25 protein-coding genes are annotated in these 26302 nt (G+C 64.7%); 9 read left to right on the top strand and 16 right to left on the bottom strand.

Annotated elements, in window-relative coordinates:
• Positions 1–50 precede the first annotated feature (50 nt).
• Positions 51–1898, bottom strand: coding sequence for an aldehyde ferredoxin oxidoreductase family protein (locus J2W49_RS05560; RefSeq protein ID WP_310312718.1), 1848 nt, complete (start codon positions 1896–1898; stop codon positions 51–53).
• 26 nt (positions 1899–1924) lie between these two features.
• The gene (locus tag J2W49_RS05555) at positions 1925–2401 is read right to left on the bottom strand and encodes a 4Fe-4S dicluster domain-containing protein (protein WP_310312715.1); all 477 of its coding nucleotides are present in this window, start codon (positions 2399–2401) and stop codon (positions 1925–1927) included.
• Between the two features lie 235 nt (positions 2402–2636).
• Between J2W49_RS05555 and J2W49_RS05550 the strand changes: the two genes are divergently transcribed.
• Positions 2637–3737, top strand: coding sequence for a helix-turn-helix domain-containing protein (locus J2W49_RS05550; RefSeq protein WP_310312712.1), 1101 nt, complete (start codon positions 2637–2639; stop codon positions 3735–3737).
• 35 nt (positions 3738–3772) lie between these two features.
• On the opposite strand, the gene J2W49_RS05545 is transcribed toward J2W49_RS05550, so the two are convergent.
• Together J2W49_RS05545 and pedF are read right to left on the bottom strand one after the other, a co-directional pair.
• Entirely contained in the window at positions 3773–4681 is a 909-nt protein-coding gene (locus tag J2W49_RS05545; protein WP_310312709.1) for a substrate-binding periplasmic protein, read from the bottom strand.
• Positions 4682–4729: 48 nt separating this feature from the next.
• Positions 4730–5227 carry a cytochrome c-550 PedF gene (pedF, locus tag J2W49_RS05540; protein WP_405000991.1) on the bottom strand — a complete coding sequence of 166 codons (498 nt, stop codon included), beginning with the start codon at positions 5225–5227 and terminating at the stop codon, positions 4730–4732.
• Positions 5228–5642: 415 nt separating this feature from the next.
• On the opposite strand from pedF, the gene J2W49_RS05535 reads away from it, so the two are divergent.
• Positions 5643–7700: a sigma-54-dependent Fis family transcriptional regulator gene (locus J2W49_RS05535; RefSeq protein ID WP_310313752.1), complete on the top strand. Its 2058-nt coding sequence runs from the start codon at positions 5643–5645 to the stop codon at positions 7698–7700.
• A gap of 103 nt (positions 7701–7803) precedes the next feature.
• Here the strand turns inward: J2W49_RS05535 and J2W49_RS05530 are convergent, their stop codons facing one another.
• Both J2W49_RS05530 and J2W49_RS05525 read right to left on the bottom strand, forming a co-directional pair.
• The gene (locus tag J2W49_RS05530) at positions 7804–8856 is read right to left on the bottom strand and encodes an MBL fold metallo-hydrolase (protein WP_310312706.1); all 1053 of its coding nucleotides are present in this window, start codon (positions 8854–8856) and stop codon (positions 7804–7806) included.
• Between the two features lie 11 nt (positions 8857–8867).
• A complete protein-coding gene (locus J2W49_RS05525; protein ID WP_310312703.1) occupies positions 8868–9986 on the bottom strand; it encodes an alpha/beta fold hydrolase in 1119 nt (372 codons plus the stop codon).
• Between the two features lie 78 nt (positions 9987–10064).
• Here J2W49_RS05525 and pqqA point away from each other — a divergent pair, with 78 nt between their 5' ends.
• The 5 genes from pqqA to pqqE all read left to right on the top strand — a co-directional run bounded on the left by pqqA (position 10065) and on the right by pqqE (position 13259).
• Positions 10065–10139: a pyrroloquinoline quinone precursor peptide PqqA gene (gene pqqA / locus J2W49_RS05520; protein WP_068167214.1), complete on the top strand. Its 75-nt coding sequence runs from the start codon at positions 10065–10067 to the stop codon at positions 10137–10139.
• A 77-nt stretch (positions 10140–10216) separates the two neighbouring features.
• Positions 10217–11134 (top strand): pyrroloquinoline quinone biosynthesis protein PqqB, encoded by a 918-nt coding sequence (pqqB, locus tag J2W49_RS05515; RefSeq protein WP_310312700.1) that lies wholly within the window; start codon positions 10217–10219, stop codon positions 11132–11134.
• 10 nt (positions 11135–11144) lie between these two features.
• Positions 11145–11876: a pyrroloquinoline-quinone synthase PqqC gene (gene pqqC / locus J2W49_RS05510; RefSeq protein ID WP_310312697.1), complete on the top strand. Its 732-nt coding sequence runs from the start codon at positions 11145–11147 to the stop codon at positions 11874–11876.
• Positions 11873–12136, top strand: coding sequence for a pyrroloquinoline quinone biosynthesis peptide chaperone PqqD (gene pqqD / locus J2W49_RS05505; protein WP_310312695.1), 264 nt, complete (start codon positions 11873–11875; stop codon positions 12134–12136). Before pqqC ends, pqqD begins: the two co-directional genes overlap by 4 nt.
• Positions 12120–13259 carry a pyrroloquinoline quinone biosynthesis protein PqqE gene (gene pqqE / locus J2W49_RS05500; RefSeq protein ID WP_310312693.1) on the top strand — a complete coding sequence of 380 codons (1140 nt, stop codon included), beginning with the start codon at positions 12120–12122 and terminating at the stop codon, positions 13257–13259. Before pqqD ends, pqqE begins: the two co-directional genes overlap by 17 nt.
• Before the next feature lie 132 nt (positions 13260–13391).
• On the opposite strand, the gene J2W49_RS05495 is transcribed toward pqqE, so the two are convergent.
• The 7 genes from J2W49_RS05495 to J2W49_RS05465 form a co-directional block, all read right to left on the bottom strand.
• On the bottom strand, positions 13392–13715 hold the full coding sequence (locus tag J2W49_RS05495; RefSeq protein ID WP_310312690.1) for a c-type cytochrome: 324 nt from the start codon (positions 13713–13715) through the stop codon (positions 13392–13394).
• Between the two features lie 134 nt (positions 13716–13849).
• Positions 13850–15547, bottom strand: coding sequence for a PQQ-dependent methanol/ethanol family dehydrogenase (locus J2W49_RS05490; protein WP_310313747.1), 1698 nt, complete (start codon positions 15545–15547; stop codon positions 13850–13852).
• 380 nt (positions 15548–15927) lie between these two features.
• The gene (locus tag J2W49_RS05485; RefSeq protein WP_310312687.1) at positions 15928–16914 is read right to left on the bottom strand and encodes a quinoprotein relay system zinc metallohydrolase 1; all 987 of its coding nucleotides are present in this window, start codon (positions 16912–16914) and stop codon (positions 15928–15930) included.
• Positions 16911–17702 carry a quinoprotein dehydrogenase-associated SoxYZ-like carrier gene (locus J2W49_RS05480; protein ID WP_310312684.1) on the bottom strand — a complete coding sequence of 264 codons (792 nt, stop codon included), beginning with the start codon at positions 17700–17702 and terminating at the stop codon, positions 16911–16913. The genes J2W49_RS05485 and J2W49_RS05480 overlap by 4 nt, the downstream gene beginning before the upstream one ends.
• Positions 17699–18529, bottom strand: a complete 831-nt coding sequence (locus tag J2W49_RS05475) for an ABC transporter permease (RefSeq protein WP_310312679.1) — start codon at positions 18527–18529, stop codon at positions 17699–17701. Before J2W49_RS05475 ends, J2W49_RS05480 begins: the two co-directional genes overlap by 4 nt.
• A complete protein-coding gene (locus J2W49_RS05470; RefSeq protein ID WP_310312676.1) occupies positions 18511–19710 on the bottom strand; it encodes a type 1 periplasmic-binding domain-containing protein in 1200 nt (399 codons plus the stop codon). Before J2W49_RS05470 ends, J2W49_RS05475 begins: the two co-directional genes overlap by 19 nt.
• The gene (locus J2W49_RS05465; protein ID WP_310312673.1) at positions 19707–20702 is read right to left on the bottom strand and encodes a PQQ-dependent catabolism-associated beta-propeller protein; all 996 of its coding nucleotides are present in this window, start codon (positions 20700–20702) and stop codon (positions 19707–19709) included. The genes J2W49_RS05470 and J2W49_RS05465 overlap by 4 nt, the downstream gene beginning before the upstream one ends.
• Before the next feature lie 368 nt (positions 20703–21070).
• Between J2W49_RS05465 and J2W49_RS05460 the strand changes: the two genes are divergently transcribed.
• Together J2W49_RS05460 and J2W49_RS05455 are read left to right on the top strand one after the other, a co-directional pair.
• Positions 21071–21946 carry a tripartite tricarboxylate transporter substrate binding protein gene (locus J2W49_RS05460; protein WP_310312668.1) on the top strand — a complete coding sequence of 292 codons (876 nt, stop codon included), beginning with the start codon at positions 21071–21073 and terminating at the stop codon, positions 21944–21946.
• 23 nt (positions 21947–21969) lie between these two features.
• Entirely contained in the window at positions 21970–22710 is a 741-nt protein-coding gene (locus J2W49_RS05455) for an ATP-binding cassette domain-containing protein (RefSeq protein WP_310312665.1), read from the top strand.
• 6 nt (positions 22711–22716) lie between these two features.
• Here the strand turns inward: J2W49_RS05455 and J2W49_RS05450 are convergent, their stop codons facing one another.
• From J2W49_RS05450 to J2W49_RS05440, 3 genes are all read right to left on the bottom strand, one after another.
• The gene (locus J2W49_RS05450) at positions 22717–23109 is read right to left on the bottom strand and encodes a DUF779 domain-containing protein (RefSeq protein ID WP_310312662.1); all 393 of its coding nucleotides are present in this window, start codon (positions 23107–23109) and stop codon (positions 22717–22719) included.
• A 154-nt stretch (positions 23110–23263) separates the two neighbouring features.
• The gene (adh, locus tag J2W49_RS05445) at positions 23264–24784 is read right to left on the bottom strand and encodes an aldehyde dehydrogenase (protein WP_310312661.1); all 1521 of its coding nucleotides are present in this window, start codon (positions 24782–24784) and stop codon (positions 23264–23266) included.
• A gap of 559 nt (positions 24785–25343) precedes the next feature.
• On the bottom strand, positions 25344–26258 hold the full coding sequence (locus tag J2W49_RS05440; protein WP_310312658.1) for a LysR substrate-binding domain-containing protein: 915 nt from the start codon (positions 26256–26258) through the stop codon (positions 25344–25346).
• Positions 26259–26302 lie beyond the last annotated feature (44 nt).

Raw genomic sequence — 26302 nt, 5'->3', positions numbered from 1 at the left:
CGTGACAACTGCCCCCTGGGTTCCAGCCAAAGCTCAAGAGGGGCCAGGCATCAAAGGCTCAATCGCGCCCGGGTCTCCGCAGTCGGCCGACCTTCCGTGTCCCAGCCGCGCGCGGCGTAGTACTTGGGCAGCATCTCGGGCAATTTGCTCACCATGCCCTTGGAAGCGCCGGTCTTGGCGGCTTCGGTGAGCAGACGCTTGGGCAGGCTGTCGTCTTTGGATGTAAAGCCGGCAGCGTTGTTGAATTCGCGCTCCATGTTCCAGATGCGCTCGCCGATCTTCTCCAGCTCTTCGGTAGTGAAGGCTTCATCACACGCTGCCTGCAACTGAGGCGCCAGGTCAGCCACACCCCAGGCAAAGGTGGTGAACACGCACAGGCCCGACGAATCGAACGCGGCGGTGGCGTCCTGGAAGGCCTTCACCAACTCGGGTTTGCCTTCGGACTCCACCGGATCGGTCTTGACCGGAATGCCCAGCACTTCAGAAGCGATGGTGTAGCCGCGCAGGTGGCAAGCCCCCCGGTTGCTGGTGGCGTAGGCCAGGCCGATGCCCTGGATGGCACGGCCATCGTAGGCCGGGAATTCCTGGCCCTTGACGCTCATGGACAGATCCGGGTAGCCATACTTTTCGGTGAGCCGCTTGGAGCCCTGGCCGATTTCCTTGCCAAAACCTTCGCCCTTGGCCGTGATCTCGGCAAAGTGCGCCAGCGCCTGGGCCGAGCCAAACTTGGCGTCGATGCCCAGTTGCTCCGCGGTGAGCACGCCCATTTCATACAACTCCATCACCGCGCCCACCGTGGCGCCAAAGCTGATGGGGTCAAAACCTTCTTCGTTGCAGAGCAGGTTGGCATATTGCAGCGCTTCCAGATCGTTCACGCCGTTGGCCGCGCCCAGTGCCCAGGCCGCTTCGTACTCCAGACCGCCATTGGCGCCCCAGTACTGCGGCTTGTTCTGCACAGTGAAGTGGCCTTCGTCCATCTTGCTGATGCGACCGCAGGCAATGGTGCAGCCGAAGCAGGCCTGGTTGGTCACCAGGTGCTTCTTGCCGTCGCTCTCGCGTGGCGTGACCATGGCCTCGGCCGAGATGTCTTTCGCGCCTTCGAACTGCACGTCGCGGTGGTTGCGGGTGGGCAGCGCGCCGATCTCGTTGATCACGTTCATCAGCACCTGGGTGCCGTAGGCCGGCAGGCCCTGGCCGGTCACGGCGTTTTCGGCCAGGATCTTCTTCTTCTCGAAGGTGGTCTTCATGAAGGCCTTGGGGTCGCGGATATTGCCCACGCCCTTGGTGCCGCGCACCGCAATGGCCTTGAGGTTCTTGCTGCCCATGACCGCGCCCACGCCGGAGCGGCCAGCCGCACGGTGCAGGTCGTTCACCACGGCGGCGAACAGCACACCGTTTTCACCCGCCTTGCCGATGCTGGACACCCGAATCAGCGGGTCCTGCAGGCTGGACTTGAGGATCTCTTCGGTCTTCCACACGCTCTGACCCCACAAGTGGGCCGCATCGCGCAGTTCGGCTTCGTCGTCGCTGATGTGCAGGTACACCGGCTTGGCCGACTTGCCTTCGACGATCACCATGTCCCAGCCGGCCATCTTGAGTTCGGCACCGAAGTAGCCGCCCGAATTGGAGCAGGCAATCGCGCCGGTGAGCGGGCCTTTGGTGATGACGGTGTAGCGCCCGCCGGTGGAGGCCATGGTGCCGGTGAGCGGCCCGGTGGCCCAGATCAGTTTGTTCTCGGCAGCGAGCGGGTCGACCTTGGGATCGATCTCGCTGATCAGGTATTTGCTGCCGAGCCCGCGCGAACCCAGGTAGGCGCGCGCCCACTCCATGTTCAGCGGTTCGGATTTGACGGTGCCCGCGGTGAGGTTCACGCGAAGCAGTTTTCCAGCCCAGGACATATCGGTTCTCCTTGTGTGCGTGGTGTTCAGGCGGCGGCAGGCTGGTTGCCCAGCTTGTCGGCCCACTGCTTCATCTTGTCGATACCGGTCCAGTTGGCATCGATGAAGGTGATCGCTGTCGTTGGGCAGGCTTCGACACAGGCGGGTTCCCCATCGCACAGATCGCACTTCTGCACCTTGCCGGTTTCCTGCACATAGTTGATGGTGCCGAACGGGCAGGCGATGGTGCACACCTTGCACCCCACGCAGGTCGCGTCGTTGACCACCTTGGCGCCGGTGAGCTTGTCCACCGTGATGGCCTCCACCGGGCAGGCATGCAGACACCAGGCTTCATCGCACTGCGTGCAGGTGTAGGGCACCTTCTTGCCGGTGTGATGAAAGTCGAACACCTTGATGCGCGATTTGGAGGTGGCGTAGGTGCCGTAGTTCTCGAAGGAACAGGCCATTTCGCACTGCAAGCAGCCGGTGCATTTGTCCGGGTTGATGTGCAGGACTTTCTGCATGTGTGTCTCCTGTTGGGTAGCGGCGCGCCTTGGCTGCGCCATGCCTATGTGGGAAAGTGCATAAGCATTGTTGGAGCGCCGCCGGGCTTTGAGTTCAGGGTTATCCCTAGTCGGGCATACGTGCAGATGGATATTCTCAAAATGAAACACTGACCCTTTGAACACTGGGCGTGCGCAAGCCCGAACATCGGGCCAGAATGGCGGTGCAAGATCGAAAAGACCAAGAGACAGGCCCATGACGATTTCACACACCATGCCTGCCGTGCCCTCGGAGGTGGAGCGCCTCTCCCGGATCGAGAAGGCCCGTCAGGACATCCTGAGCGATGGCGCCGTAGCGCCGACAGAGTGGGTAGAGCCTTGGATCGATCGGTCCTGGCGCCGGTGCCTGGCGCGGGGTTTCCAGCCCTCGCAGCGACTTTCCTTTGACGCCGTGTCGGCCGCCGAAGCCCGGCGCGCCCTGGAGGCCAGCCAACCCCTTTTGCAGGCGGCTGCGCCGGTGATCCGCTCCCTGGCCCGTGCCATGGCCGACACGCGCTATTTCGCCGTGCTGACCGATGCCCAGGGCGTGGTGATCGACGTCAACGGCCCTATCGACCACCAGAACCCCCAAGCCAGCGCAATCGCCCGCATCGGCGTGAATCTTTCAGAAGCGGCGGTGGGCACCACCGCCATCGGCGCCACCTTGACCGAGTTGCAACCGGTGTGGCTGCACCGGGGCGAACACTTCTTCAACGACACCACGGTTTACAGCTGCGCCGGCGCTCCCCTGTTTGGCCCGGATGGCCGCTGCGTGGGCATGCTGGACCTCACCGGCATCAACGTGCCGGAACGCCCTGCCCTCAAACACCTGGTCACCCAGTCGGCTCGCAGCATCGAAAACGCGCTCACACTGGCACAGCCGCACCGCCTGCTGCTGCGCATCAACTGGCCAGGTGCCGGGCTTGGAGAAGAAGGTGATGGCCTGGTGTGCGTGGACGCCGATGGCCGGATCACCGGCGCCAACCGCACGGCAGCCGACATGCTGACCCTGCCCTCCGGATTGCCCTGGCCACATTGCAGCGATGTGTTCGCCGTACCGCCCGACAGCCTGTTCGATGCCGCACGCGCCCAACGCGCGGCCACTGAACTGCCCCTGTGGTCGGGCCTGCGACTGCAGGTGCTCGCACGACTGAACCATGGGGGCGCGGGCACCATCACCCCACAGCAGCCGCTGAAAGACGTGGAAACCGCGCTGATCCGCCGCGCGGTTGAAGAAGCACGCGGCAATGTCATGGAAGCCGCCCGCGTGCTCGGCATCAGCCGGGCCACGGTGTACCGCAAAATCGCTAGACGGTGACCCCCTGCGCCATTTGCGGCGCAGGGAAGTCTCCACTACGGCGCGGTGAGTGTCATCCCCTGCTGCTGGAAGATCTTCAGCAGCTCGCCGCTCTCGCGCAATGACTTGAGCGCGGATTCCAGTGCCTGACCCAGCTCCCTGTGGCCCGCCTTGATCGCCATGCCCACCGGCCAGCCAGTGTCGACGATGCCGTTGTTGAAGTTGAGCTTGGCAATACGGAAGTGGCTGGCGCTGTCCGGGTTGCGTGACAGCACCGACTCGGCTTGTGCGCGCGTCACGAACGCCGCCGCGGCCTTGCCATCCACTGCGGCCTGGACCGCTTCAGTGCCCGTGTTGTGGATCGAGACCTGCGGGCGCAAAAGCCCGCCGCCGTAACCCATGAGCACACTCGCCGCGCCCGCGCCACGCTCGGCAGTCAGCGGCACGCCCTTGAGGTCTTCGGGCACTGCAGCGTCGGCTAGCTTGCGGACGTCGTGCACCAGCACCAGCGACTCCCGCATGTAGGGCGCGAAGATCATCACCTGCGGGTTCTTCTGGGCCAGGTACTTGTCGGCCGGCACATGCAGCATCACGTCGGCGGGGCCGTAGCCCAGGTAGTGCCCTTTCCAGACCATGTTGCGCAGGTCGTCGCCCATGTTTTCACCGGCATCGAAAGGGAGCAACGAGAGCTTCAGGTTCAACTGCCGCGCCAGACCTTCGGCCAGTGCCACATCCAGTCCCTTCATGGCGGCCGCGGCGCCATCCGAGAACGGCGCGTTGTCCTTGTACACCGACACCTTCAACACGCCGCTGGCACGGATGCGGGCCAGGTCGGTAAGCTCGGTCTGCGCGTGCACCGCGTGGTGTCCTGCGAGCAAAGGCATCAGCACAGCCAGCATCTGCCGGCGGGTCAGCCCGCGATTCACAGCCCAGGGCTCCTCGAAGTTTTTTGAATCGAATGGCATGCTGCGTTGTCTCTCTTGTGGGTATCGGGCGGGAGTGGCGGGCGGCGATCAGGGTTCGCGACGCGTCTCGATGTAGGTGCGGATGGCCCACACCGCTTCCTGCGTCAGCGTGCCTTCAAACGGCGGCATATAGACGCGACCGTCCCGCACGCGGCCACGCCGCACCGTGGCAGTGAAAAAGTCGTCCATTTCTCTGAAGCAGGCGGCCTTCTTGGCCGCATCGGCCAGCCCCGTGCAGTCGCCGTCGAACTTGCGCAAGTCCGGGGACATACCACCGGAAATGGCTTCCAGGCCATGGCAGCGCGCGCAGTTCTGGTTGTAGGCCGAGGTGCCGATGCGCAGCGCTTCGCCTCGCGCCGGGCTCTGTTCGTTGTAGGGATTGGCGTCGAGCCACTTCTCGCCGAGCTGTGGCAGGGTGTGGGTGTCCACGCTCTGCGGCACCACGTCGCCGTGCGCCATGACGACGGCGGCGACGAGGCCACTGGCTGCCAAGGCCAGCACACGCAGCGTGGCGCGCGAGGGTTTCTTGAAGAGAGGGTTTTTCATGGGGGATGTCTCCTGTTGTCAAATGGCTTCACCCCTCCTTTCAGCAATATGCGGGCCACCAGCTTCGGACATCCTGAGACCCACGCCAAGGCAGCATTTCAGTGTTCCAAATTGAAGCAGTTGCCCCTCATCGGACCAGCGAACTGTCACAGACTGACATGCAGACGCGCCCGATGGCGGGCCACAAGCGGCCATGCCCGTTGGCGAACTACTTGCTATGTCTCACAACGTGGCAGCAGGTACAACATGTTTCATACCGGGAATACCCAGTGTTGATTCATGTGACAGATATGAAGAGAATCACATGAGCCAAGACCAACAAGACACAGACGAGACAACACCCCTCCTGGCTCCGCGCGATGCACCATGGGGCATGGACTACTGGGGGGGATTTCCGACCGATCCTGGAGACGACATGAGTGCAGGCATCCACACGCGCCCCGATGGTGGCAGCGTCGGGACTGCGCCAGCTGGCGCCTCCCCGAACCCAGACCTGATTGACCAGTCCCACCAGCGCTCGGCGTCCTACGGACTGACGACCCAGGCTGAGCCCGACTTCTCCAGCCCATCGCGCGGGTTGCTGAACGACGCGCTGGACGAGAACCGCTTTCTCTTCCAGCACGCGGCTCCCGTGATGGAGACGCTGTACGACCAGATCGTCAACACCCACAGCATGGTGCTGCTCACCTCCGCGCGGGGCATGGTGCTTCATTCGCTGGGTGACACCGACTTCCTGGAAAAGGCCTCGCGCGTGGCGCTCACGCCGGGCATGGACTGGTCAGAGCAGAACAAGGGCACCAACGCCATCGGCACCGCGCTCACCGAAGAAGAAGCGCTCACGGTGCACGGCAGCCAGCACTACCTGAACGCCAACAAGTTCCTCACCTGCTCCGCCGCACCCATCTTCGATCCCTATGGCCAGGTCATCGGCGCGCTCGACGTCACCGGCGACCACCGCAGTTTTCACCAGCACACGCTGGCGCTGGTGCGCATGTCGGCGCAGATGATCGAGAACCACATGTTCGCCGACATCTTCCCGAAGGCGATCCGCATCCACTTCCATACCCGCTCGGAGTTCCTGGGCACGCTGGTCGAAGGCATCGCGGTGTTCTCGCCGGAGGGGCGCTTCATCTCGGCCAACCGCAGCGGGCAGTTCCAGATCGGCCTGCCCTTTGCAGCGCTCAAGGCCCACACCTTTTCTTCGCTGTTCGGTATCCCTATCTCGGCGCTGTTTGACCTCTTCAGCGGCACGCTGCCCAACCCCAAGCAACTGCTGCTGCACAACGGCGTCTCGGTGTGGTGTCGTGTCAAGGTCAAGGCGGCCGCCCACCCCTGGTCGGCAGTCCGGTCGACGCCGGACCAGGAACCATCTGCCGCTGGTGAAACCGCGGGCCAAAGTACCTCGTCGCCCCTGCCAACCAGGTCCACCGGCAAACGGGCCCAACTCTCTTCGCTGCAGTACCTGGACACGGGCGATCCGCAGGTTTCGTCGGTCATTCACAAGCTGCGCATGGTCTCGGGCAAGGACATCCCGGTCATGATCCTGGGCGAAACCGGCACCGGCAAAGACCTGCTGGCGCAAGCCATTCACGGCGACTCCAACCGCTGCGGCCAGCCGTTCGTGTCGGTCAACTGCGCCTCGATTCCCGAGACGCTGATCGAGTCCGAGCTGTTCGGCTACGAAGAAGGCGCCTTCACGGGCGCGCGCAAGAAGGGTGCCATCGGCAAGATCCTGCAGGCCAATGGCGGCACGCTGTTCCTCGACGAAATCGGCGACATGCCCAAGCACCTGCAGGCGCGGCTGCTGCGCGTGCTGCAGGAGCGCCGGGTCAGCCCGCTGGGTGCGGGCAAGGAAGTGGAGGTGGACGTGGCCGTGGTCTGCGCCACGCACAAGAACATCAAGGACATGATCGCGCGCGGCGACTTCCGCGAAGACCTGTACTACCGCCTCAACGGCCTGGTAGTGCGCCTGCCGGCACTGCGCGAGCGTTCCGACTTCGAACTGGTCGTGCGCAAGATCCTCAAGGCCCTGTGCGAGAACGGCGAACAGGTCGGCATCTCGGCCGAGGTCATGAACATCTTCAAGCGCTACCATTGGCCGGGCAACTTCCGACAGTTGCACAACCTCTTGCGCACGGCTGTTGTCATGGTGGGCTGCCAGGGCGTGATCGAACTGAGCCACATGCCTGACGACTTCATGGAAGAGCTGGAACACGGTCTGCCCCACCCGATACCGCCGCGCCTGATGGGCTCGATTGGCTCGGCCCAGCCACTGCCGGACGAGCCCAACACAGCCCCGATACCCGAGCCCGTCGTGCCCGAAGGCACGCGCCTGGAAGACGTGGCCCTGAGCGCGATGGCGCAGATGCTGCGGCTACACAAGGGCAATGTGTCGGCTGCGGCCAAGGCACTGGGTGTTTCGCGGAACACCATCTACCGAAAGAAGGACTTGCTCCCTCCAGGCACTTTGTAACCCCCCGCGCCGCCTTCGGCGTCACCCCCGAGGGGGCGATGCGAGTGGCCCGGCAAGCCGGTTCCACCGCATCCCTGGATGAAGGCATTGCGCGCCGGAAGTTTTATTTCGTTGGTGTCGCGCCTTGATCCATCCATACCGGTTCCAGCTCGCGCCAGGCGCGTTGTAGGTTGAAGCCGTGGCGTGCTTCGTAGCCGGCCCAGTCTCGGTAGGCCGGTAGCTCGCCCCAGGTGGTTTCCTGCGGCTGGTGGCCCTCGTCCATCGCAAGCAAGACGCGCGATCTCAGCGCTGTCAGGTAGCCTTGTGTCGCCGCCAGTGCCGGGGGCGGATCACCCGCTGCGGCCGCGCTTGACCACACCGTGCCCAGCACCTGCCGCGGCCGCAGTGCCTTCAACCGCTCCAGCGCCGCGAGCCAGCCGTCCAGACTGCCCTGCGCGAGTTCGGGCACACGGCCGTCGTACACCAGGCCGCCGGCCCACAGCACTCGGTGGCGGGCGTTCCAGAGCACCAGATCACCTTCGGTGTGGCCGGGCTCGATGGCCTGCACCACCAGACTCAGCGTGCCCACGCGCAGCCGCTCACCGACAAACAGCGTGCGACTGGGCAACACGATCTGCGTGTCTGCCAGCGCCGCTGCGCCAACGCGGTTGGTGAGGCTCACCAGGCAATCCGCGCAGCGTTGCTGCATGGCGCTGCGGGTGGCGGCACTGGCCATGATCTCCAGCTGGCCAGCTTCAAGCAGATCGGCAAAGGCCGAATTGGCCAGCACGTTATCGGCGTGCGCATGGCTGTTCACCACCCAGCGCGGCTTCGCCTTGAAACGGCAGGCCAGAGACGCGCGCACGCGCAGGCCGTGTCGATGGCTCGGGCCGGGGTCGATCACCAGTGCTTCGCCACGGCTCACCACCACGCTGGTGGGCAGCACATGGCCGGCGTTGTCGGGCGATACCTCACCATTCTCCGTCGCAGGCCAGACCCAGATGCCCGGCGCCACCGGCTGCCAGGGCACAGCATCGACCGCCTGGCAATCGGGTGACGGACCGGTTGCGTGCGTCGGCGCGACGAAGCCGCCGAGGCACAGCAGCGTGGTCAGCCAGCGGCGCAGCACAGCGCTCACCAAATGCCCCGCGTGATGTGCGCGGCGGTGAGCGTGCATGGGAAGCGTCCTCATCCGTGTCTCCGCACCACCGCACGCAAGGCCGCAAGCATGCCCGGCTCGCCGCCCAGGTGGCCGCTCAAGGGCTCGGTCAGTGTGACTTGTTGCGGCGCCAGTCGACGGCCCAGCGCAGCCCAGGCGCGGCTGTTGGCGGGCGGACAGACGGCGTCGCAGGTGCCGTGCACCCAGTCCACCGGTACGCCCAGGCGCGCCAGGCCGAGCACGGCGGCATCGAGCGCACCCGGCCGCACAAAGCCCCGGTGCTGCAGGTAGTGCGCCTGGATGCGGAATTTGTGCAACGCCGCCCGGTCGGACGGGTGCATGGCGAGGCGGTGTCGGCTCGCTTGCGCCTGTCGCTGCCGGCGCCGCAACGTGGCCCAGTCACACCGCATCGCTGAGGCTCGCGCAGCGGGGGTCTGCATCACCGCCCGCAGCAGCGCACGGCGCATGCCGTTCGAGACGCAGGCCGATTCCAGCAAGGCCCAGCGGCGCAACACGCGCCGGCCTGCAACACCCGGTGTTCCACTTTGAAGCAGTTGTCTCAGTCTGGCCAGCGTCGCGGGCAGTGGCACACCCGGCGCGGCGGGCCAGGCGGCCTCGCGGACGAGGGTTTGTTGCACCCGGCGAGACGGCTGCAGCAGGCCACCCACCTCGCGCCGGCTGAGCGCGAACGCGCCGCGCAACACCAGCCGCCGCACCCGATGCGGGTGCGCCTGCGCGTACGCCAGCGCCACCACCGTTCCCCACGACCCCGCCAGCAACGACCAGCGCTCGACACCCAGATGCCGCCGCAGCGCCTCCAGATCGGCCACCAGCGCCTGGGTGGTGCTCGCGGCGGTTTTCCCTCTGGGCCGGCTCGCTCCGCAGCCCCGTTGATCGGGGGCGATCGCCCACTGACGCGCCAGATCCAGCGGTGCGAGCATGCCCGGTTGGCAACTGCTGCCTGGGCCACCGTGCACCAGCAACCAGGGCTCACCCTGCGGGTTGCCGACAGTCCGGTAAGCCATGCAGTGACCGCGCCCGACGGCCAGGTAGGTGGGCATCGGCCAGGCGCTGCGCCGACCTGCGGCAGGCGCCACCTCAGGGGTATCCCTAGGACGGTCCTTCGTGGCATTGATATTGCTGAACATGGTCGCGGCTTGAGGTGCAGAGGTGCTGACAAGTTCGCAGACATGTTTCATGCCAACCCACTCTACAGGAGACACACCATGCAATGGACCACCCCCGCCTTCACCGACCTGCGTTTCGGTTTTGAGATCACGATGTACATCGCCAACCGCTGAGCGCAGCGTGATGTATTCGGGGCGCACGGGTGAGTCACACGTGCGCCTCTTTTTTTTCCATTCCATGGTGAACTGACATGCGCATACGGGTTCTCGGCTCTTCGGCCGGTGGTGGCTTCCCACAGTGGAACTGCAACTGTCCCAATTGCGACGGCGTTCGGCGCGGCACGATCAAGGCGCGTGCGCGCACGCAGTCGTCCATCGCGGTCAGCGCCAACGGCAGCGACTGGCTGCTGGTCAACGCCTCGCCCGACATCCTGACCCAGATCCGCGACAACCCCGAGCTGCAACCGGCTCGTGCCATCCGCGACAGCGGCATCGTCGCCGTGCTGCTGATGGACGCGCAGATCGACCACGTCACCGGCCTCTTGATGCTGCGCGAGCGCCAGACACCGCTGCCCCTGCTGGCCACGCCCGAGGTGCTCTCGGACTTGTCCGACGGCTTTCCCATCACCCGCATCCTCTCGCATTTCTGCGGCGTGGACCGCCACGAGCTGCCCATCGACGGCCGCACGCTGGCTGTGCCCGGCCTGGCCGACGTGCAGCTGCAGTGCGTGTCGCTCTCGTCCAAGCCGCCGCCGTATTCACCGTTTCGCGGCAACCCGCGCCCGGGCGACAACATCGGCCTGGTGATCACCAACCCGCTGAACGGCCAGCGCGTGTTCTACGCGCCCGGACTGGGCGAGGTCACGCCCACGTTGCTGGAACTGATGGCCGGCTGTTCGGTGGTGATGGTCGACGGCACCTTCTGGACCAACGACGAAATGCAGCGCATGGGCCTGCACAGCAAGACCGCCACCGACCTGGGCCACCTGCCGCAAAGCGGGCCGGGCTGTATGGTCGAACAGCTCGACCGCCTGCCCGCCCACGTGCGCAAGATCCTCATCCACATCAACAACACCAACCCCATGCTGGTGGAAGACTCCGAGGAACGCTCGCTGCTGACGCAGCACGGCATCGAGGTGGCTTTTGACGGTATGCACATCACGTTCTGAAGACCCAGCCATGGAAATCGCCCAAGCCATCCGCAACGACAGCCACCTGCCCGCCTGGAGCACCGAAGCCTTCGAAGCCCAGCTGCGAGACAAAGGCCGCGCGTACCACATCCACCACCCGTTCAACGTGCGCATGAACGCCGGCGGCTGCACGCCCGACGAGATCCGCTGCTGGGTGGCCAACCGCTTTTATTACCAGATCTGCATTCCACGCAAGGACGCCGCCATCCTCGCCAACATGCCCGACCGCGCGCACCGCCGGCTGTGGCTGGAGCGCATCCTGGACCACGACGGCCATGGCGATTACGAAGGATCGGCCGCGGGCGGCATCGAGGCCTGGACGCGACTGGGTGAAGCGGTCGGCATCTCGCGCGAAGACCTGTGGTCGCTGCAAGGCGTGGTGCCCGCGGTGCGTTTCGCCTGCGATGCCTACGTGAACTTCGCGGCCAAGGCGCCATGGCAGGAAGCCGTGTGCTCCTCGCTCACCGAGATGTTCGCGCCGCAGATCCACAAAGACCGCCTCGCCACCTGGCCCACCCACTACCCCTGGATCGAGTCCGATGGCCTGGCCTATTTCCGCAACCGCATTCCGCTGGCCACGCGGGACGTCAAACACGGCCTGCAGGTCACGCTGGCGCACTTCCAGACCCGGCAGGCCCAGCACCACGCGCTGGACATCCTGCAGTTCAAGCTGGACATTTTGTGGACCATGCTGGATGCCATAGAAAAAGCTTGTCAATGAGCACGCTTCCGAATCAACCCAAGCTCTCGCGCCGCTTCCGGCTGCAGTACGAGGAAGCGCAGAGCCGCTGGGTGCTGCTGTACCCCGAGGGCATGGTGCAGCTCAATCCGTCGGCGGCCGAGATCCTGCAGCGTTGCGACGGCGTGCGCACGTTCGACGGCATCGTCGCCGAACTGGAAGCCGCGTTCAACGCGAAAGGCATTTCACCCGAAGTGCAGGCCCTGCTTGAAGAAGGACAACGCCGTGGCTGGATCGACTGAACCCCCCACCCTCGGCCAGCCCCTGTGGCTGCTGGCCGAGCTCACCTACAAGTGCCCGCTGCACTGCGTGTTTTGCTACAACCCCACGCAACACGCGCACATCCACGACGAGATGAGTACGGCGCAATGGGTCGACGTGATGACCCAGGCGCGCAAGCTCGGCGCAGCGCAATTGGGTTTCTCGGGCGGCGAGCCGCTGCTGCGCGACGACCTCGAAGAACTGGTGCAGGAAGCTCACCGCCTGGGCTACTACACCAACCTCATCACCTCCGGCGTGGGCCTCACGCCCACCCGCGCGCAGAAGCTGAAAGACGCCGGGCTCGACCACGTGCAGCTCTCGTTCCAGGACTCCACCAAGGAGATGAACGACTTTCTCAGCCACACCAAGACCTTCGATCTCAAGCAGCGCGTAGCGCGGCTGATCAAGGAACACGACTGGCCGATGGTGATGAACTGCGTGCTGCACCGACACAACCTGCCGCACGTGCGCAAGATCATCGAGATGGCAGTGGCGCTCGAAGCTGAATACCTCGAACTCGCCAACACGCAGTACTACGGCTGGGCCTGGGTCAACCGCGACCACCTCATGCCTACACGCGAAGAACTCGTTGAAGCCGAGGCCGTGGTCAACCGCTTCCGCGCCGAACAGGAAGGCAAGACCGGCCCCCAATGCCGCGTGCTGTTCGTGGTGCCCGACTATTTTGAAGAGCGGCCCAAGGCCTGCATGAACGGCTGGGGCGCGGTGTTCCTCTCCATCGCGCCCGATGGCTTGGCCATGCCCTGCCACAACGCGCGCGACCTGCCCGGCCTGCAGCTGCCCAACGTGAAAGACACGCCCATCGCCGACATCTGGCAGCGCAGCACCGCCTTCAACGCCTACCGCGGCGACGCGTGGATGAAGCCCACCTGCCGAACCTGCGACGAGCGCCACAAGGACTTCGGCGGTTGCCGCTGCCAGGCCTTCCTGATCACCGGCGACGCCACCGAGACCGACCCGGTGTGCAGCAAGTCGGCCCACCACCACAAGGTGGTGCAGGTGGTGAAGAACGCGCCTGCGCGGCGCAACATCCCCATCGTGTTCCGAAGTGACGCCGAATCGCGGCTGTTGCATCCCATGCCTTGATTGCATCCAGGACCGATCGTCTTGAGCCAGCGGATTGAAAGCCGTCAGCATCGGAACACGAAATCGGGCCTTCGCCAGCGCCACGGCGCTCCCATCCGCTTCAACACGCAGTAGGCAGCGTATGCCGAGGGTTCATGGCTTTGCGGTCATGACCCATTCGGCCAAGGTCTTGATGTCAGCGGGGTTCATGCTGGGGTGTGCGGGCATGGGAATGCGGCCCCACTTGCCTTTGGAGCCGTTCTGGATGGACTGCGCCAGTGACGCCACAGCGTCCTTGTCGTCTTTGTATTTTTCAGCCACCGAGATGAAGGCTGGGCCAACGACTTTTTCTTTGGACGAATGGCAGGACAGGCAGCCATTGTTCTTCGCCAGTTCCAAGGCGGCGGCTTCGTCGATCGCGTGTGCAGTGCCGGAGGCGTACAGCACGGCGGCGGTGAGGATCAGGACAGTGCGCATGGGTGAAAGATGGAAATGGGGTGAAAAAGGATGGAGTACCAGCCAAGCGCATCAGCGCCGCCAGACTGGTTCGAAGGGCCACCACCGCAGGCGGTGGCCCGGCGCTGTTCAATGCGCAGCGGCGCAACGGGGGGTCACTTCAGGAGCTTGAAGGTCCAGACAGAGCCGCCTTGCTCCAGGAAGTTGACCTTCTTGGCCACTTCACCGCCCCACAGCGGGACCGCCCCGCCCCAGCCGGAGACCACGCTGACGTACTGCTCGCCGCCTTCGGTCCAGGTGATGGGCGGCGCCACCACGCCGGAGCCGGTCTGGAACTGCCAGACCACCTTGCCGGTCTTGGCATTCGCGGCCTTGAGGTAGCCCTCAGGCGTGCCCCAGAACACCAGGTCGCCGGCCGTCAGCACGCCGCCCCAGAGCGGGGCTTCGTTCTTGACTTCCCATTCGACCTTGCCGGTCTTGGGGTTGATGGCGCGCAGCGAACCAATGTGGTCGTCGAATAATGGCTTGATGGTGAAGCCCGCACCCAGGTAGGCGGCGCCCTTCTTGTAGGTGATGGGTTCGTTCCAGATTTCCATGCCCCATTCGTTGGTGGGGACGTAGAACAGGCCGGTCTTCGGGCTGTAGGCCATGGGCATCTGGTTCTTGCCACCCAGGAAGCCTGGTGCCGAGAACACCGACTTGCCCTTGGTGCCGTCGCCGCCTTCGGCCGTTGGGTCGCCCGGGCGGTTGGCTGGGTCGAAGTTGGGGCGTCCTGTCTCCAGGTCGATGCTGGTGGCCCAGGTCACTTTCTTCACGAAGGGGAATGCATTCAGCAGCTTGCCCGTGGCGGCATCGTTCACGTAGAAGAAGCCGTTGCGGTCAGCCTTCGCACCCACCCGTTTGCCGTCCATGTCGAAAGTGATGAACTCGTTCACACCGTCGTAGTCCCAGCCATCGTTAGGCGTGTTCTGGTAGTGCCACTGGATCTGGCCCGTCTTCACGTCGATGGCGACGGTGGAGGTGGAGTAGAGGTTGTCGCCCTTGCGCACATGGCTGTTCCAGGGGCCGGGGTTGCCGGTGCCAAAGTAGGCCAGCTTGGTCTTGGGGTCGTAGGTGCCACCCAGCCAGGTGGCCGCACCACCGGTCTTCCAGGTCTCGCCGGGCCAACTGGCGTTGGTGGTCCCGGTGATGCCATTTTCCTTGCCGTCCAGGTAGCCCATGTGGCCTTCAACCACAGGGCGCGACCAGACCATCTTGCCTGTCTTGGGGTCACGCGCTTCGACGCGGCCGACCACGCCGAATTCACCACCAGAGACACCGGTCAATAGCAGGCCTTCGGCGATCAGCGGCGCAGCGGTGTAGCTGTACCCAGCCGAGTAATCGTCGATCTTCTCGCGCCACACCACCTTGCCACTTTCCTGGTCAAGTGCCACGAGTTGAGCGTCCAGCGTGCCGAAGATGACAAGGTTGTCGTACAGGGCAGCGCCGCGGTTGATCACATCGCAGCAGGGCATGATGCCCTCGGGCAAGCGGTGCTCATACTTCCAGAGCTTCTTGCCGGTCTTGGTGTCCACCGCGTAGATGCGCGAGTAGGACGCCGTGACAAACATCTTTCCCTTGTGCACCAGCGGCTGGCTTTGTTGGCCACGCTGTTTTTCACCACCGAATGACATGGACCACACGGGCACCAGTTTGCTGATGGTTTTCTCGTTGATGCCGGTCAACGGCGAGTGGCGCTGGCCCTGAGTGCCGAGGCCCCAGCTCAGCACGTTGTCGGGGGTCTTGGCGTCGTCCGCGATCATTGCGTCGGTGACGCCCTGGGCGCTGACATGGGCCGTGGCGGCCATGACCATAAGGCTCAATAGAGTGCGTTTCACTGGTTTGTCTCCTGCTCGTTCGTGAGGTTGATGGGCTGCGTCCGTGCGGCGTGCCCGGCCGTTTGTGAACTCCCGACCCTCCGGTCTGTGGGTTGCACGCGCATCAAGATGGCAACATCTGTGCCACCTTTCTCTCCCGCTTTTTCAAGCCGTTTTCAGTGCCCTTTCTGCGCCACTTCTGCGTTTTTTTGCGGGTGTTTTAGGGGTATCCCCTGAGAGCGATCGGGTTGGATGCGCAGGACTGCGCCAACCACTGTCCCGGTGGATCCACCAGGGCCGTGACACTGTTCAGAAATGTGGCAATCAGTTGGTCAAGCTGCAACAACCAGCGGGCAGGCCCGTGCCCGCGCCATTCGTCAGCGGCTGGGCACCGGGCCGGCCAGCGCGCGCTGCTCGTAATGCGGATACCACTGCGTCAGGCTGCGGTGCAGCTCGGCGGGTTGCGCGGCCCAGTCTTTGAAACGATCGGGCACGGGCGTGCTCAGCACCTCGCTCAGGTCGAGCCCCCGTTCAGCGCTCTCCAGCATCAGCGTGGTGAGCCAGTGCAGCCAGTCGCGGGTCTGCTGCACGCCCGCCAGACCACTGTGCACCGGGCCGTGGCTGGGCACCACGGTTTTCACCTGACCGCTTGCGATGAGTTGTTCCAAGGCGTCGAGACTGGCGAGCCAGCGTTCAAAGTCGGCGTGCGGCGTGGTGGGCGCACGCTCGGCGAACACCAAGCCACCGGCGAACAGCACGCCGGTCCTTCGGTCGAGCAGCACGAGGTCGTCGGCGGTGTGACCCTGCAGACGCATCAGCTCCAGCGGGTGCTGGTCGAGCTGCAGGGTCTGCGGCAACACGGCTTCGCGCGCCGGGGTGGGTTCGGTGCCGCGCATCCAGTCGCCACAGAGGCGGTAGAGGTTGTCCGCGTAGGCAGCGCCCTCCGCCTGCATCCCGGCGATGCTGCCCGGCAGTGCCTGCGTGGGCCGGTGGGCCCAGGCCTGATTGCCGAAGAAGTAATCGGGGTGCAGGTTGAGTGCCAGCACACGCGCCACCGGTTCGCGCGTGACACTTTCGATCGCGCGGCGCTGCTGCTCACCGTACAGGCGCGAAGGCCCGGTGTTGATGACCACCACACCCGAGCCGGTGGCGATGAAGGCGGTGTTGATGATGTTGCAGCCGTTGGCGCGGTTGAAGTCCTGCACCGCACCTTCAATGACCCAGGTGCCTTTGGCGATCTGGCGCGGTTGCAGGTCGTAGTTGAGGCTTGCGATGTCGGGCTTCGATGCCAGAGGGGGCACGGCGCTGTTTTGCGCCTGCGCACTGCCCGCCAGCACGAGCGCCACCACCAGCCAGCACTTCATGCCCCCACCTCGGCATCGATCCGGTTGCCGTTGTTGTCGCGCCCCACCAGCCGCAGGCCGCTCACCACCTGCGGTGGCAGCTCAAAGGTGATGAGCGGGTTTTCCGACACCGGTTCGTGCAGCGCCAGCTTCCACCAGGCCTGGCCCGCGCTGTCCACCAGTTGCAGTTCCTCGATGTAGAAGGCCGGGATGCCCGCGACCAGGCCGGTGTCCATGGGGTGCATCACACGCACGCGCAAGCGCCGGCTGCCTTCGAGCACGTTGTTGAAAAAGCGCGCCTGCACCTGGCCCAGGGTCTTGCTCCAGGAACCGTCGGCACGTGTGAGGCCAGGCACCGTGCAGCCACCGCCCGCCGCCAGCACCCAGGTGCTGCCCACGTGCCACTGGCTGTCTTTGGTCTGCACAAAGGCCCGCACCGGTGAAGCCTGCTCCATGCGGATGCGAAAGGCCAGCATGGGCAGCGCACGCAGGGGCTCGAAGTCCAGCACCTGGCGCACCGGGTTGCGGTCCACCGCCACGCGGATGCGCGCCACACCACCACCCACTGCGTTCATCCCGCGCGCGTCCACCAGCAGCGGCACGTTCATCGCGTCGTCGGCAAATGCCGGGCCTTTGACGATCACCGCGTCGGAGAACCGGGCCGTGGCCTTGCCGATGGTCTGCTCGCGCAGACTGGGGTACTGCATGGAGCCCAGCGGGTCGCCGCCGTTGGGATCGTCCTGCGCGAACGCCAGCGGCCAGCAGGCCAGACCGACCACACCACCCAGTGCTTCACGTCGATTGGTCATCGCCGCATCCAGCCACGCTGGGGGTCGTAGCCCCACAAGGCAGCCACAAAAAAAACGATGTTGCAGCTCACCACCACCGCCCACGACAGCGCCGTGAACTGCCCGACCAGCGCAAACCGCATGGCCTCGACCGCATGGGTGAAAGGGTTCCACTGGGCCAGCTTGAGCAGCCACCACGCGCCCGACTCTTCCAGCTTCCACAGCGGGTACAGCGCGGGGCTGATGAAGAACATCGGGAAGATCACGAAATTCATCGTGCCAGCGAAGTTCTCCAGCTGCTTTACGTACACCGAGAGCATCAGCCCCAGCGCAGCGAGCATGGTGGCACCGCAGGCCATGGCGACCAACAGACCCGGCAGGAACGCCAGCGGCACCTCCACCCCAAAGGCCCAGGCAATGGCGAGGAACACCACCATCTGCAGCACCGACAGGCAGGTGCCCGCGAGCAGCTTGAAGCCCAGCAGCCAGCCGCGCGCCAGCGGCGCAGTGAGCAAGAGGCGCATCACGCCCATCTCGCGGTCGTACACCATCGAGAGCGAGCTCTGCATGCCATTGAACAGCGCCACCATGCCGAGCAGACCGGGCACCATGTAGGCCTTGTATTCGATGTAGGTCTCGTAGGGCGGCACGATGGCGACACCGAACACGTTGTTGAACCCGGCCGAAAACACCACGAACCACAGCAACGGCCGCACCAGCGCAGAACCCAGGCGGGTGGGCTGACGCAGGAAGCGGTTCAACTCGCGACCCACCACCGCGCGCAAGGCGCGCAGCAGGTGCAGTGGAAGCGAAGGCGCTCCGAGCCGCATCACGGACGCGCTTTGCATGCACTCTCCTGTTCATCGACACCCAGTGTGTCGAGCACTTCTTTCGGGTGCAACACGCCCTCCAGTGGCGCCGTGCCCACCACGCCATCGACGTGACTCAGGAACAGCGGCTGGCGCAACTGGCCGTCCCAGGCGCGAAAGGAAATGCTGCGACCCTTGAAGCCGTCCAGCGTGGTGCTGCCGCCGCGCAGCGACTTGAGCTGTTGCGCGACCGTGGCCTTGGGGTTCTCGGCCAGCACCGTGGCCACCGCGCGGCCTGCGGCCCAGGCGGCCCAGTCGGCGCCCTGCATGGGCCGCCGCGCCAGCTTGACGAAGCGGCGCGTGAGCTGCGGGCCGCCGTGACGCTCCCACTGCGGGTGCCATGCCGCCGCTACCAGGCCGCTGGCGCCCACCACCGGACGCGGCCACTGCGTGGCATAGGGCAACAAGCGCGCGAACTCGCCGTCGCTGTCCATCACCGCCACCACCTCGTGCTCGCGGTCACCGGTGAGCAGGCGCGTGTTGCCCAGGTCGCGCTCGCGCGGGTCGCCGGTGAGCTTGAACGGCTTTTGCGCCACGACCTTGATGCCGAAACGCTTGGCCGCGCGGTTGAAGGCCTCGTTCATCAGCGCGTCGGCGGGGAGTGGTCCTTGCAGCAGCAGCGCCTTGCGCCAGTTGCGCGCGGCCAAGTACTGTACCAGCGCGTCGCTCAGCATGGCGCGGCTGGGTGCGGTGTGCAGCAGGTGCGCCGCGCACTGGGCGCCGCGCAGGCGGTCGTCATCCAGCCCGGTGTTGAACACCATGGCACCGCCCAGCGCAGCGGGCGCGGCCTGTACCAGCGCGTGCAACTCGGCCAGCGGCAGGTCGGCCACCACGTGCTGCACCCTCAAAGCTTTCAGCTCGGCCAGCGCCTTGGGCAGCGCCGCGGCGTTGGGCAGCACAACGTCTTTCACCACCAGCTCGATGCCAGCCGCGTCGAGCTCGAATGCCGATTCCTCGGCCGCGAGGCGCACGCCATCAATGGCCCGCCCGCCCGGGTGCCCGGGATAGGCCTTCTCCAGGCGGCGCGGTGCAAGGCGTGGATCGCCGTCGAGCGACACCACCGCGATGGTGATCTGGGTGGCCGCAAACGCTGGCAAGACAGAGGCCAACGCCAGCACCCCGGCCAGGGCGCGGAGCGAAGACGTCAAGCGTCTTTTCATGGGGAAACTAAAACAGTGTGCGGCACCCGCCCGGCCGGCACCGTCCTGATCGCCTTGCCTGAAGCCGTGTCGATCAGCGTCATGTCGTCCGACAGGCCGTTGGCCACGTACAGCGTCTTACCGTCGGGCTGGAAGCCCAGACCCCAGGCGCGTTGGCCGACCAGGATCTGGTTCTTCACCACCTTGGTGGCCACGTCGATCTCGGCCACGTGGTTGGCCTTGCCCAGCCCCACCCAGATGGACTTGCCGTCGAGGCTGATGGTCATGCCCACCGGGGTGATGTCGGCCTCGCGCATGCCCTTGACCGTGAACTTGATCTTCTGCTTCTCGGTGTGGGTCCTGGTATCGACCACGCTCACCGTGGCGTCCAATTCGTTGGTCACCCACAGTTCGGCGCCGTCTGGCGACAACACGAAGCGGCGCGGGCGCTTGCCGACCTTGATGTTCTTCGTGACCTTCTTCGCGCCGAGGTCGATCACATGGACCACGTTGGCCACCTCGGATGTGACATACGCGGTCTTGCCGTCGGGCGTGACCAGCACGCCCTCGGGCTCACCGCCGGTCTTGACCTCGAACACCGCCTTTTTGCTGTCGATGTCGTAGGCGGCCACCACGTTCTCGTCTTCGATCGACACATAGGCTGTTCTCCCGTCCGGGCTGAGGTCGAACATCTCGGGGCTGTCGCCCAGGGGCACGGTCCCGGTCAACTTGCCGGTGGCCACATCTACCAGGCCCATGGCGTTGCTGTCGCCACAGATCACGAGGATCTGTTTGCTGTCGCCACTGAAGCGCATGTCACGTGGACGCTTGCACACGTCGATGGCGCCGGTGCGCTCACCCCGGGTGTCGAACACATAGATCTTGTTGTCCTTCTCGCTGGACACGTAGACCTTGCCTGCGCCTTGTGCCTGGACAGGGAACGCGAGCGAGGCGGCAGTTGCGGCGATGGACAGGGCGCGCAGAGCGAAAGCCAAAGGGGCTTGGTGGGTCATGAAATGTCTCCAGTCTTGTGTGTCATGGATGAACGGGTGTTCGTCCTGCACGCATCGAGGTGCGCATGGTCAATCTGCAAAAACGGTGCCAGGCCCGCAGGAATAGAAATTGCGGGAAATCAACCCGTGCCCGGGGCTTTCCCGGGCAATGGAGACAAGGCGGCCGCCCCATGAGACACCCACCGTCACAACCATCGTTCAAAAATGACACAGGGGAAACCCCAGAAGCGTTCCATCACGACACGCCCGGGTGTTCGCGGCGCAGCCTCATCGGCGCAGCGGTATCTCTGGTGCTGGGAGCGGCATTGCCCAGGGTGCACGCTCAGCCTTCCAGCCCCGAGCCGGCATGGCCGAGCCGTCCGTTGCAGATGATCGTTCCCTGGCCTGCAGGCGGCGCGACCGACCTGACATTGCGCATTCTGTGCGAAGAGGCCGAACCGCTGCTGGGTCAGCCGATCGTCATCATCAACAAACCCGGCGCTGGCGGAACGCTGGTGGCCGCGCCACTCAAGGCCGCCCAGCCTGACGGCTACACCATTGGGCAGGTGCCGATCACGGTGTACCGCCACGCGCTCATGAACCCGGTGCCCTGGAACCCAGTGACCGACTTCAGCCCCATCGTGCAGGTGTCCGGCGTGACCTTCGGGGTGCTGGTGCCCGAAAGCAGTCCGTGGCATCACTTTGCCGATCTGCTGGACTGGGCGCAGAAGCACCCAGGCGAACTGATCCTGGGCTCCACCGGCATCGGCACCACCGCCCACCTGGCGATGGAAGAGATCCTCCTGCAGCACGGCGTGCGCTATGTGCACGTACCCTACAAGGGCACGGCCGACCAGATGCTGGCCGTTGCGGGCGCGCAGATCATGGCCGGCGTCAACTCCACCGGCTTCGCCCCTTGGATCGACCAAGGCAAGATCCGGCTTCTGGCTGTTTTCAGTGCGCAGCGCAGCGCACGCTGGCCCAGCGTGCCCACCATGCGCGAACTGGGCTACGAGCAGGCGGTCTACACATCCCCCTGGGGCCTGGCCGCACCGCGCGGCACCCCTGATGCGGTGGTGAAGAAGCTGCACGATGCGTTCCACCGCGCCATGTTCAGCGAGCGACACCAGGCCGCGCTGGCCAAGTACGACCAGGGCCTGGACTACCTCAACACCGCCGACTATCGTCGGGCGGTGCTGGCCACGGTGGAGCGCGAAAGCCGCTTGCTCAAACGCATGAACCTGCTGGCTCACCCGGCCAACTGATGTCCTCGACACCCCCTATCGCCATGAGCACGCCTTTTCTACTCACTGCGCAAAACCTGCACAAGGCCTACAACGGCAAGCCGGCGCTCAAAGGCGTGAACCTGACGCTGCGTGCGGGTGAGATGCTGGCCCTCCTGGGCCCCAACGGCGCGGGCAAGTCCACCCTGCTGCAGTTGCTGACCGGCCTGTTCAGCCCTGATCAAGGCACGATCGTGGTGATGGGGCACGACTTGCAGCGACACCCCAGCCGCGCGCTCGCTTCGCTGGGCGTGGTTTTCCAGCAGACCGCGCTTGACATAGACCTCACGGTCATGGCCAACCTGCTGTTTCACACCGATCTGCACGGCCTGCCGCGTATCATGGCGCGACAGCGCATCGCCGACGGGCTGGCTGCCATGGGCCTGGGCGACCAGGCCAGGGCCGTGGTGCGCAGCCTCTCCGGCGGCAACCGGCGCAAGGTGGAGCTGGTGCGCGCGCTGCTGCACGAACCGGCCCTGCTGTTGATGGACGAGGCCACCGTGGGGCTGGACCCGGCCTCGCGCCAGCACCTGCTCGACCAGGTCCGCAGTCTGTGCCACGCGCGCGGCATGGCGGTGCTCTGGGCCACGCACCTGATCGAAGAAGCCAAGGTGGCCGACCGCCTGTTGCTGCTGCACCAGGGCACGGTGCGTTTCGACGGCAGCATCGACACCTTCATGTCCGCATCCAGTGGAAACGACTTCCAGGCTGAAGTGTTGCAACAGCTCGAAAAGCCCGGCCCCTGAACAAGCTCAGGTCTTTCCAGACGCCGCTGCGGAAGCCTCTTGCGCATCCAGTTCGGCCATTTCGGCTGGCGTGAACACGCGCGAGCGCGTGTGGAAGGCTTTGCCCTCCGGCCCTTCAAGCGAGAAGGTGCCGCCGTGGCCTTCGATCACGTCGATGATGAGCTGCGTGTGGCGCCAGTAGGCGTACTGCGCCTTGCCGATGTAGAACGGGCAGCCGCCAATGTGGCCCAGGTACACGTCGCCCGCGCCCATGGTGATCTCGCCCGGCAGGTAGCAGTTGGCCGCGCTGTTGTCGCAGCAGCCGCCGCTCTGGTGAAACATGAGATCGGGACCGTGCTTGGTCTTGAGGAATTCAATCAGCTCGACCGCGGCCGGTGTGGCAATGACTTTTTCAACCATGTCTGTCTCCTGGTTCTGAAAGAAAAAGGGACACCTCCGAAAAGAGATGTCCCATTCCAGAACGCAGCGGAACCGCCCTTCGACAAACTCAGGACGGGCCGCCAGCGTTGCCCTCTTGAGGGGTGACGCACCGCAGGCGCGGCGCGGGGGTGGGTCAAAAGAAGCCCAGTTTCTGCTCGCTGTAGCTCACCAGCAGGTTCTTCGTCTGTTGGTAGTGGTCCAGCATCATCTTGTGGGTCTCGCGGCCGATGCCCGATTCCTTGTAACCTCCGAATGCAGCGTGTGCCGGGTAGGCGTGGTAGCAGTTGGTCCACACGCGACCGGCCTTGATGGCGCGGCCCATGCGGTAGGCCACGTTGCCATTGCGGCTCCACACACCGGCGCCCAGGCCGTACAGCGTGTCGTTGGCGATTTCCAGCGCTTCGGCTTCGTCCTTGAAGGTGGTCACGGCCAGCACGGGGCCGAAGATTTCTTCCTGGAAGATGCGCATCTTGTTGTGGCCCTTGAACAGCGTGGGCTGCACGTAGTAGCCGCCTTCGAGATCACCACCGAGGTGGGCCTGGCCGCCGCCGGCCAGCACTTCGGCACCCTCTTCCTTGCCCAGCGACAGGTACGACAGGATCTTGGTCAGCTGCTCCTTGGAGGCCTGCGCGCCCATCATGCTGTCGGTGTCCAGCGGGTTGGCGTGCTTGATGGCGGCCACGCGCTTGAGCACGCGCTCCATGAACTTGTCGTAGATCGATTCCTGGATCAGCGCACGGCTGGGGCAGGTGCAGACCTCGCCCTGGTTGAACGCGAACAGCACCAGGCCTTCGATGGCCTTGTCCAGGAAGCCGTCGTCCTTGTCCATGATGTCGGCGAAGAAGATGTTGGGCGATTTGCCGCCCAGTTCCAGCGTGGCCGGGATCAGGTTGTTGGCAGCGGCCTGGGCGATCACGCGGCCGGTGGTGGTGGAGCCGGTGAACGCAATCTTGGCGATGCGCTTGCTCGTGGCCAGCGGCATGCCGGCTTCGCGACCGTAGCCGTTGACGATGTTCAGCACGCCCGGGGGCAGAAGGTCGGCGATCAGCTCGGCCAGGATCAGGATGGAGATGGGGGTGGACTCTGCGGGCTTGAGCACCACGCAGTTGCCGGCACCCAGGGCAGGGGCCAGTTTCCAGGCGGCCATCAGAATGGGAAAGTTCCAGGGAATGATCTGGCCCACCACGCCCAGCGGCTCGTGGATGTGGTACGCCATGGTGTTCTCGTCAATCTCGCTGATGCCACCTTCCTGCGCGCGCAGGGCACCAGCGAAGTAGCGGAAGTGGTCCACGGTGAGCGGAATGTCGGCGTTGAGCGTTTCGCGGATCGCCTTGCCGTTGTCCACCGTCTCGGCGTAGGCCAGCAGTTCCAGGTTCTGCTCGATGCGGTCGGCGATCTTGAGCAGGATGTTGCTGCGTGTGGCGGCGTCGGTCTTGCCCCACTTGTCAGCGGCGGCGTGGGCGGCGTCCAGTGCCAGTTCGATGTCTTCAGCCGTGGAGCGCGCGGCCTGGGTGTAGACCTTGCCGCTTACCGGCGTGACCACGTCAAAGTACTCGCCCTTGACCGGGGCGACCCACTCGCCGCCAATGAAGTTGTTGTACTGGGCCTTGTAGGCGATCTTGGCGCCGTCGGCGCCGGGGGCTGCATAAAGCATGGGTGTCTTCCTCTGGGTGAACGTGATTGAAGAATGAATTCCCGAATCGGGCCCCACACTCACTACAAGTTCCATGCCACGGCAAACCCAGCCCACACAGCTTGGAATGCAACATCTTTTGAAGCAGCGCTGCTACAGAACGCCACACCCACGCGCGCCACTCAACTCAGTTGTTCAAATCTGGTACGCACGCTTCTGCATAGGCTCGCCGGCTGGACAGCCGCCCCTGCAAGCAATGGTGTGGGTTCCTGCGTGGGTTTTCAGTGGCGACAGATTCTGGCGACTTGTGCGGCAGCTTGAGGCTGGTTGCTGCCGGTGGCTTAACACGCCTGAATGTCGTCCGCCGCGGGCACCTGACGTTCGAGGACGCAAGGGTTGAACGACCGCTGCACCTCCATCTCCGGCCATCCAGCGCAGGCCACCCTGGTCGCGATCCGGGGTCAACTCAGAGGCTGCAGGTTAGATAGGAAGCATGCTGTATGCAAATCTGCAACGCCTTGACATTGTGTTCGTTGGTCACGGATGTGAAACTGGAATTGTCAAGCAGAGCTTCGATGGTTCAAGTCTTGTTCTCGGTGTCTAGCATGTGGGCTGAGGCCGAGCGCTCGAACACTTCGATCAAACGCATGGCGGCCGGCGACAGAAAACTGTTGGAACGGTAGGTGACCACCAGCCTGCGTCGCATGGACGACCCTCGGATGGGGACTTCCTTCAACCCGGGAATCCGGTTAGGTCCCTGCAGGTGGTATCGGGAAATAAAGCTGAGCAGTCCGGTCTGCACGATCAAAGCCGGCAGCATCAACAGCATGGTGGTTTCCACCTGAACGTGGGGGCGGGGCAGGCCCTTTCTGTCGAACGTGTGATCCAGCCAGTCGCGTGTCGGTGCGCCAGATGGTTGCAAAGCCCAGCGATAGCCCGTGAGGTCCTTGAAACTCCTCGCGTTGTGAAATACTTCGTGATCCTCACTGGCGGCCACGACGATCATGTCTTCGGCAAGTAGCTTCGATTGGAAGCCCTTCTCGACGCCGCTCTCGGTTCCGACCATCAAGTCCAGCTCCCCCGCGCGCAGCTGTGGCTGAAGCGTATCGATCAGTCCAACCACGGTGCGCAGGGTCACATCAGGGGCCTCCAGGAGCAGGTCACGCGCCACCGACGGCAGCAAAGCCTGCGCGGCAGTGGGAACGATGCCCAGGCGCACATGCCCCGTCAGCCCGGCGCCGATAGCGCGGAGTTCGCGGCGGGCGTCTTCAACGTCGAAGCGCATTCTTCTCGCCCACTTCAGCAAGACCTTGCCCGCCTCGGTGAGCCGAATGCCACGCCCCGACTTCTCAAACAGGGCCGCACCGTAGTCCGCTTCCAGACGCCGCACGCTGCTGGTGAGCGCGGGTTGGGTCCGGTGCAGTTTCGCCGAGGCGCGCCCCATGTGCTGAAGCTCGGCGATGGCTTCGAAGTAGCTGAGGTCGCGAAGATCCATTGCAAAAGTCCTGTGAATGGATTTCAAGAAATTATCGATTGGAC

Origin of the sequence: Hydrogenophaga palleronii (assembly GCF_031457455.1) — a bacterium.
Classification (GTDB): domain Bacteria; phylum Pseudomonadota; class Gammaproteobacteria; order Burkholderiales; family Burkholderiaceae_C; genus Hydrogenophaga; species Hydrogenophaga palleronii_A.
The sequence above is the reverse complement of the archived record's forward strand: the minus strand, read 5'-3'. Positions and strand labels throughout refer to the sequence as shown.

Coding starts and splice junctions, on each gene's coding strand:
- adh (WP_310312661.1), bottom strand. CDS start 24,784: ATGCTTTATGCAGCCCCCGGCGCCGACGGCGCCAAGATCGCCTACAAG.
- pqqB (WP_310312700.1), top strand. CDS start 10,217: ATGCGCATACGGGTTCTCGGCTCTTCGGCCGGTGGTGGCTTCCCACAG.
- J2W49_RS05475 (WP_310312679.1), bottom strand. CDS start 18,529: ATGCAAAGCGCGTCCGTGATGCGGCTCGGAGCGCCTTCGCTTCCACTG.
- pqqC (WP_310312697.1), top strand. CDS start 11,145: ATGGAAATCGCCCAAGCCATCCGCAACGACAGCCACCTGCCCGCCTGG.
- J2W49_RS05530 (WP_310312706.1), bottom strand. CDS start 8,856: ATGCACGCTCACCGCCGCGCACATCACGCGGGGCATTTGGTGAGCGCT.
- J2W49_RS05450 (WP_310312662.1), bottom strand. CDS start 23,109: ATGGTTGAAAAAGTCATTGCCACACCGGCCGCGGTCGAGCTGATTGAA.
- J2W49_RS05440 (WP_310312658.1), bottom strand. CDS start 26,258: ATGGATCTTCGCGACCTCAGCTACTTCGAAGCCATCGCCGAGCTTCAG.
- J2W49_RS05470 (WP_310312676.1), bottom strand. CDS start 19,710: ATGAAAAGACGCTTGACGTCTTCGCTCCGCGCCCTGGCCGGGGTGCTG.
- J2W49_RS05485 (WP_310312687.1), bottom strand. CDS start 16,914: ATGAAGTGCTGGCTGGTGGTGGCGCTCGTGCTGGCGGGCAGTGCGCAG.
- J2W49_RS05495 (WP_310312690.1), bottom strand. CDS start 13,715: ATGCGCACTGTCCTGATCCTCACCGCCGCCGTGCTGTACGCCTCCGGC.
- J2W49_RS05525 (WP_310312703.1), bottom strand. CDS start 9,986: ATGTTCAGCAATATCAATGCCACGAAGGACCGTCCTAGGGATACCCCT.
- pqqD (WP_310312695.1), top strand. CDS start 11,873: ATGAGCACGCTTCCGAATCAACCCAAGCTCTCGCGCCGCTTCCGGCTG.
- J2W49_RS05560 (WP_310312718.1), bottom strand. CDS start 1,898: ATGTCCTGGGCTGGAAAACTGCTTCGCGTGAACCTCACCGCGGGCACC.
- J2W49_RS05480 (WP_310312684.1), bottom strand. CDS start 17,702: ATGACCAATCGACGTGAAGCACTGGGTGGTGTGGTCGGTCTGGCCTGC.
- J2W49_RS05460 (WP_310312668.1), top strand. CDS start 21,071: ATGATCGTTCCCTGGCCTGCAGGCGGCGCGACCGACCTGACATTGCGC.
- J2W49_RS05455 (WP_310312665.1), top strand. CDS start 21,970: ATGAGCACGCCTTTTCTACTCACTGCGCAAAACCTGCACAAGGCCTAC.
- J2W49_RS05535 (WP_310313752.1), top strand. CDS start 5,643: ATGAGTGCAGGCATCCACACGCGCCCCGATGGTGGCAGCGTCGGGACT.
- pedF (WP_405000991.1), bottom strand. CDS start 5,227: ATGAAAAACCCTCTCTTCAAGAAACCCTCGCGCGCCACGCTGCGTGTG.
- J2W49_RS05490 (WP_310313747.1), bottom strand. CDS start 15,547: ATGGTCATGGCCGCCACGGCCCATGTCAGCGCCCAGGGCGTCACCGAC.
- J2W49_RS05555 (WP_310312715.1), bottom strand. CDS start 2,401: ATGCAGAAAGTCCTGCACATCAACCCGGACAAATGCACCGGCTGCTTG.
- J2W49_RS05545 (WP_310312709.1), bottom strand. CDS start 4,681: ATGCCATTCGATTCAAAAAACTTCGAGGAGCCCTGGGCTGTGAATCGC.
- J2W49_RS05550 (WP_310312712.1), top strand. CDS start 2,637: ATGACGATTTCACACACCATGCCTGCCGTGCCCTCGGAGGTGGAGCGC.
- J2W49_RS05465 (WP_310312673.1), bottom strand. CDS start 20,702: ATGACCCACCAAGCCCCTTTGGCTTTCGCTCTGCGCGCCCTGTCCATC.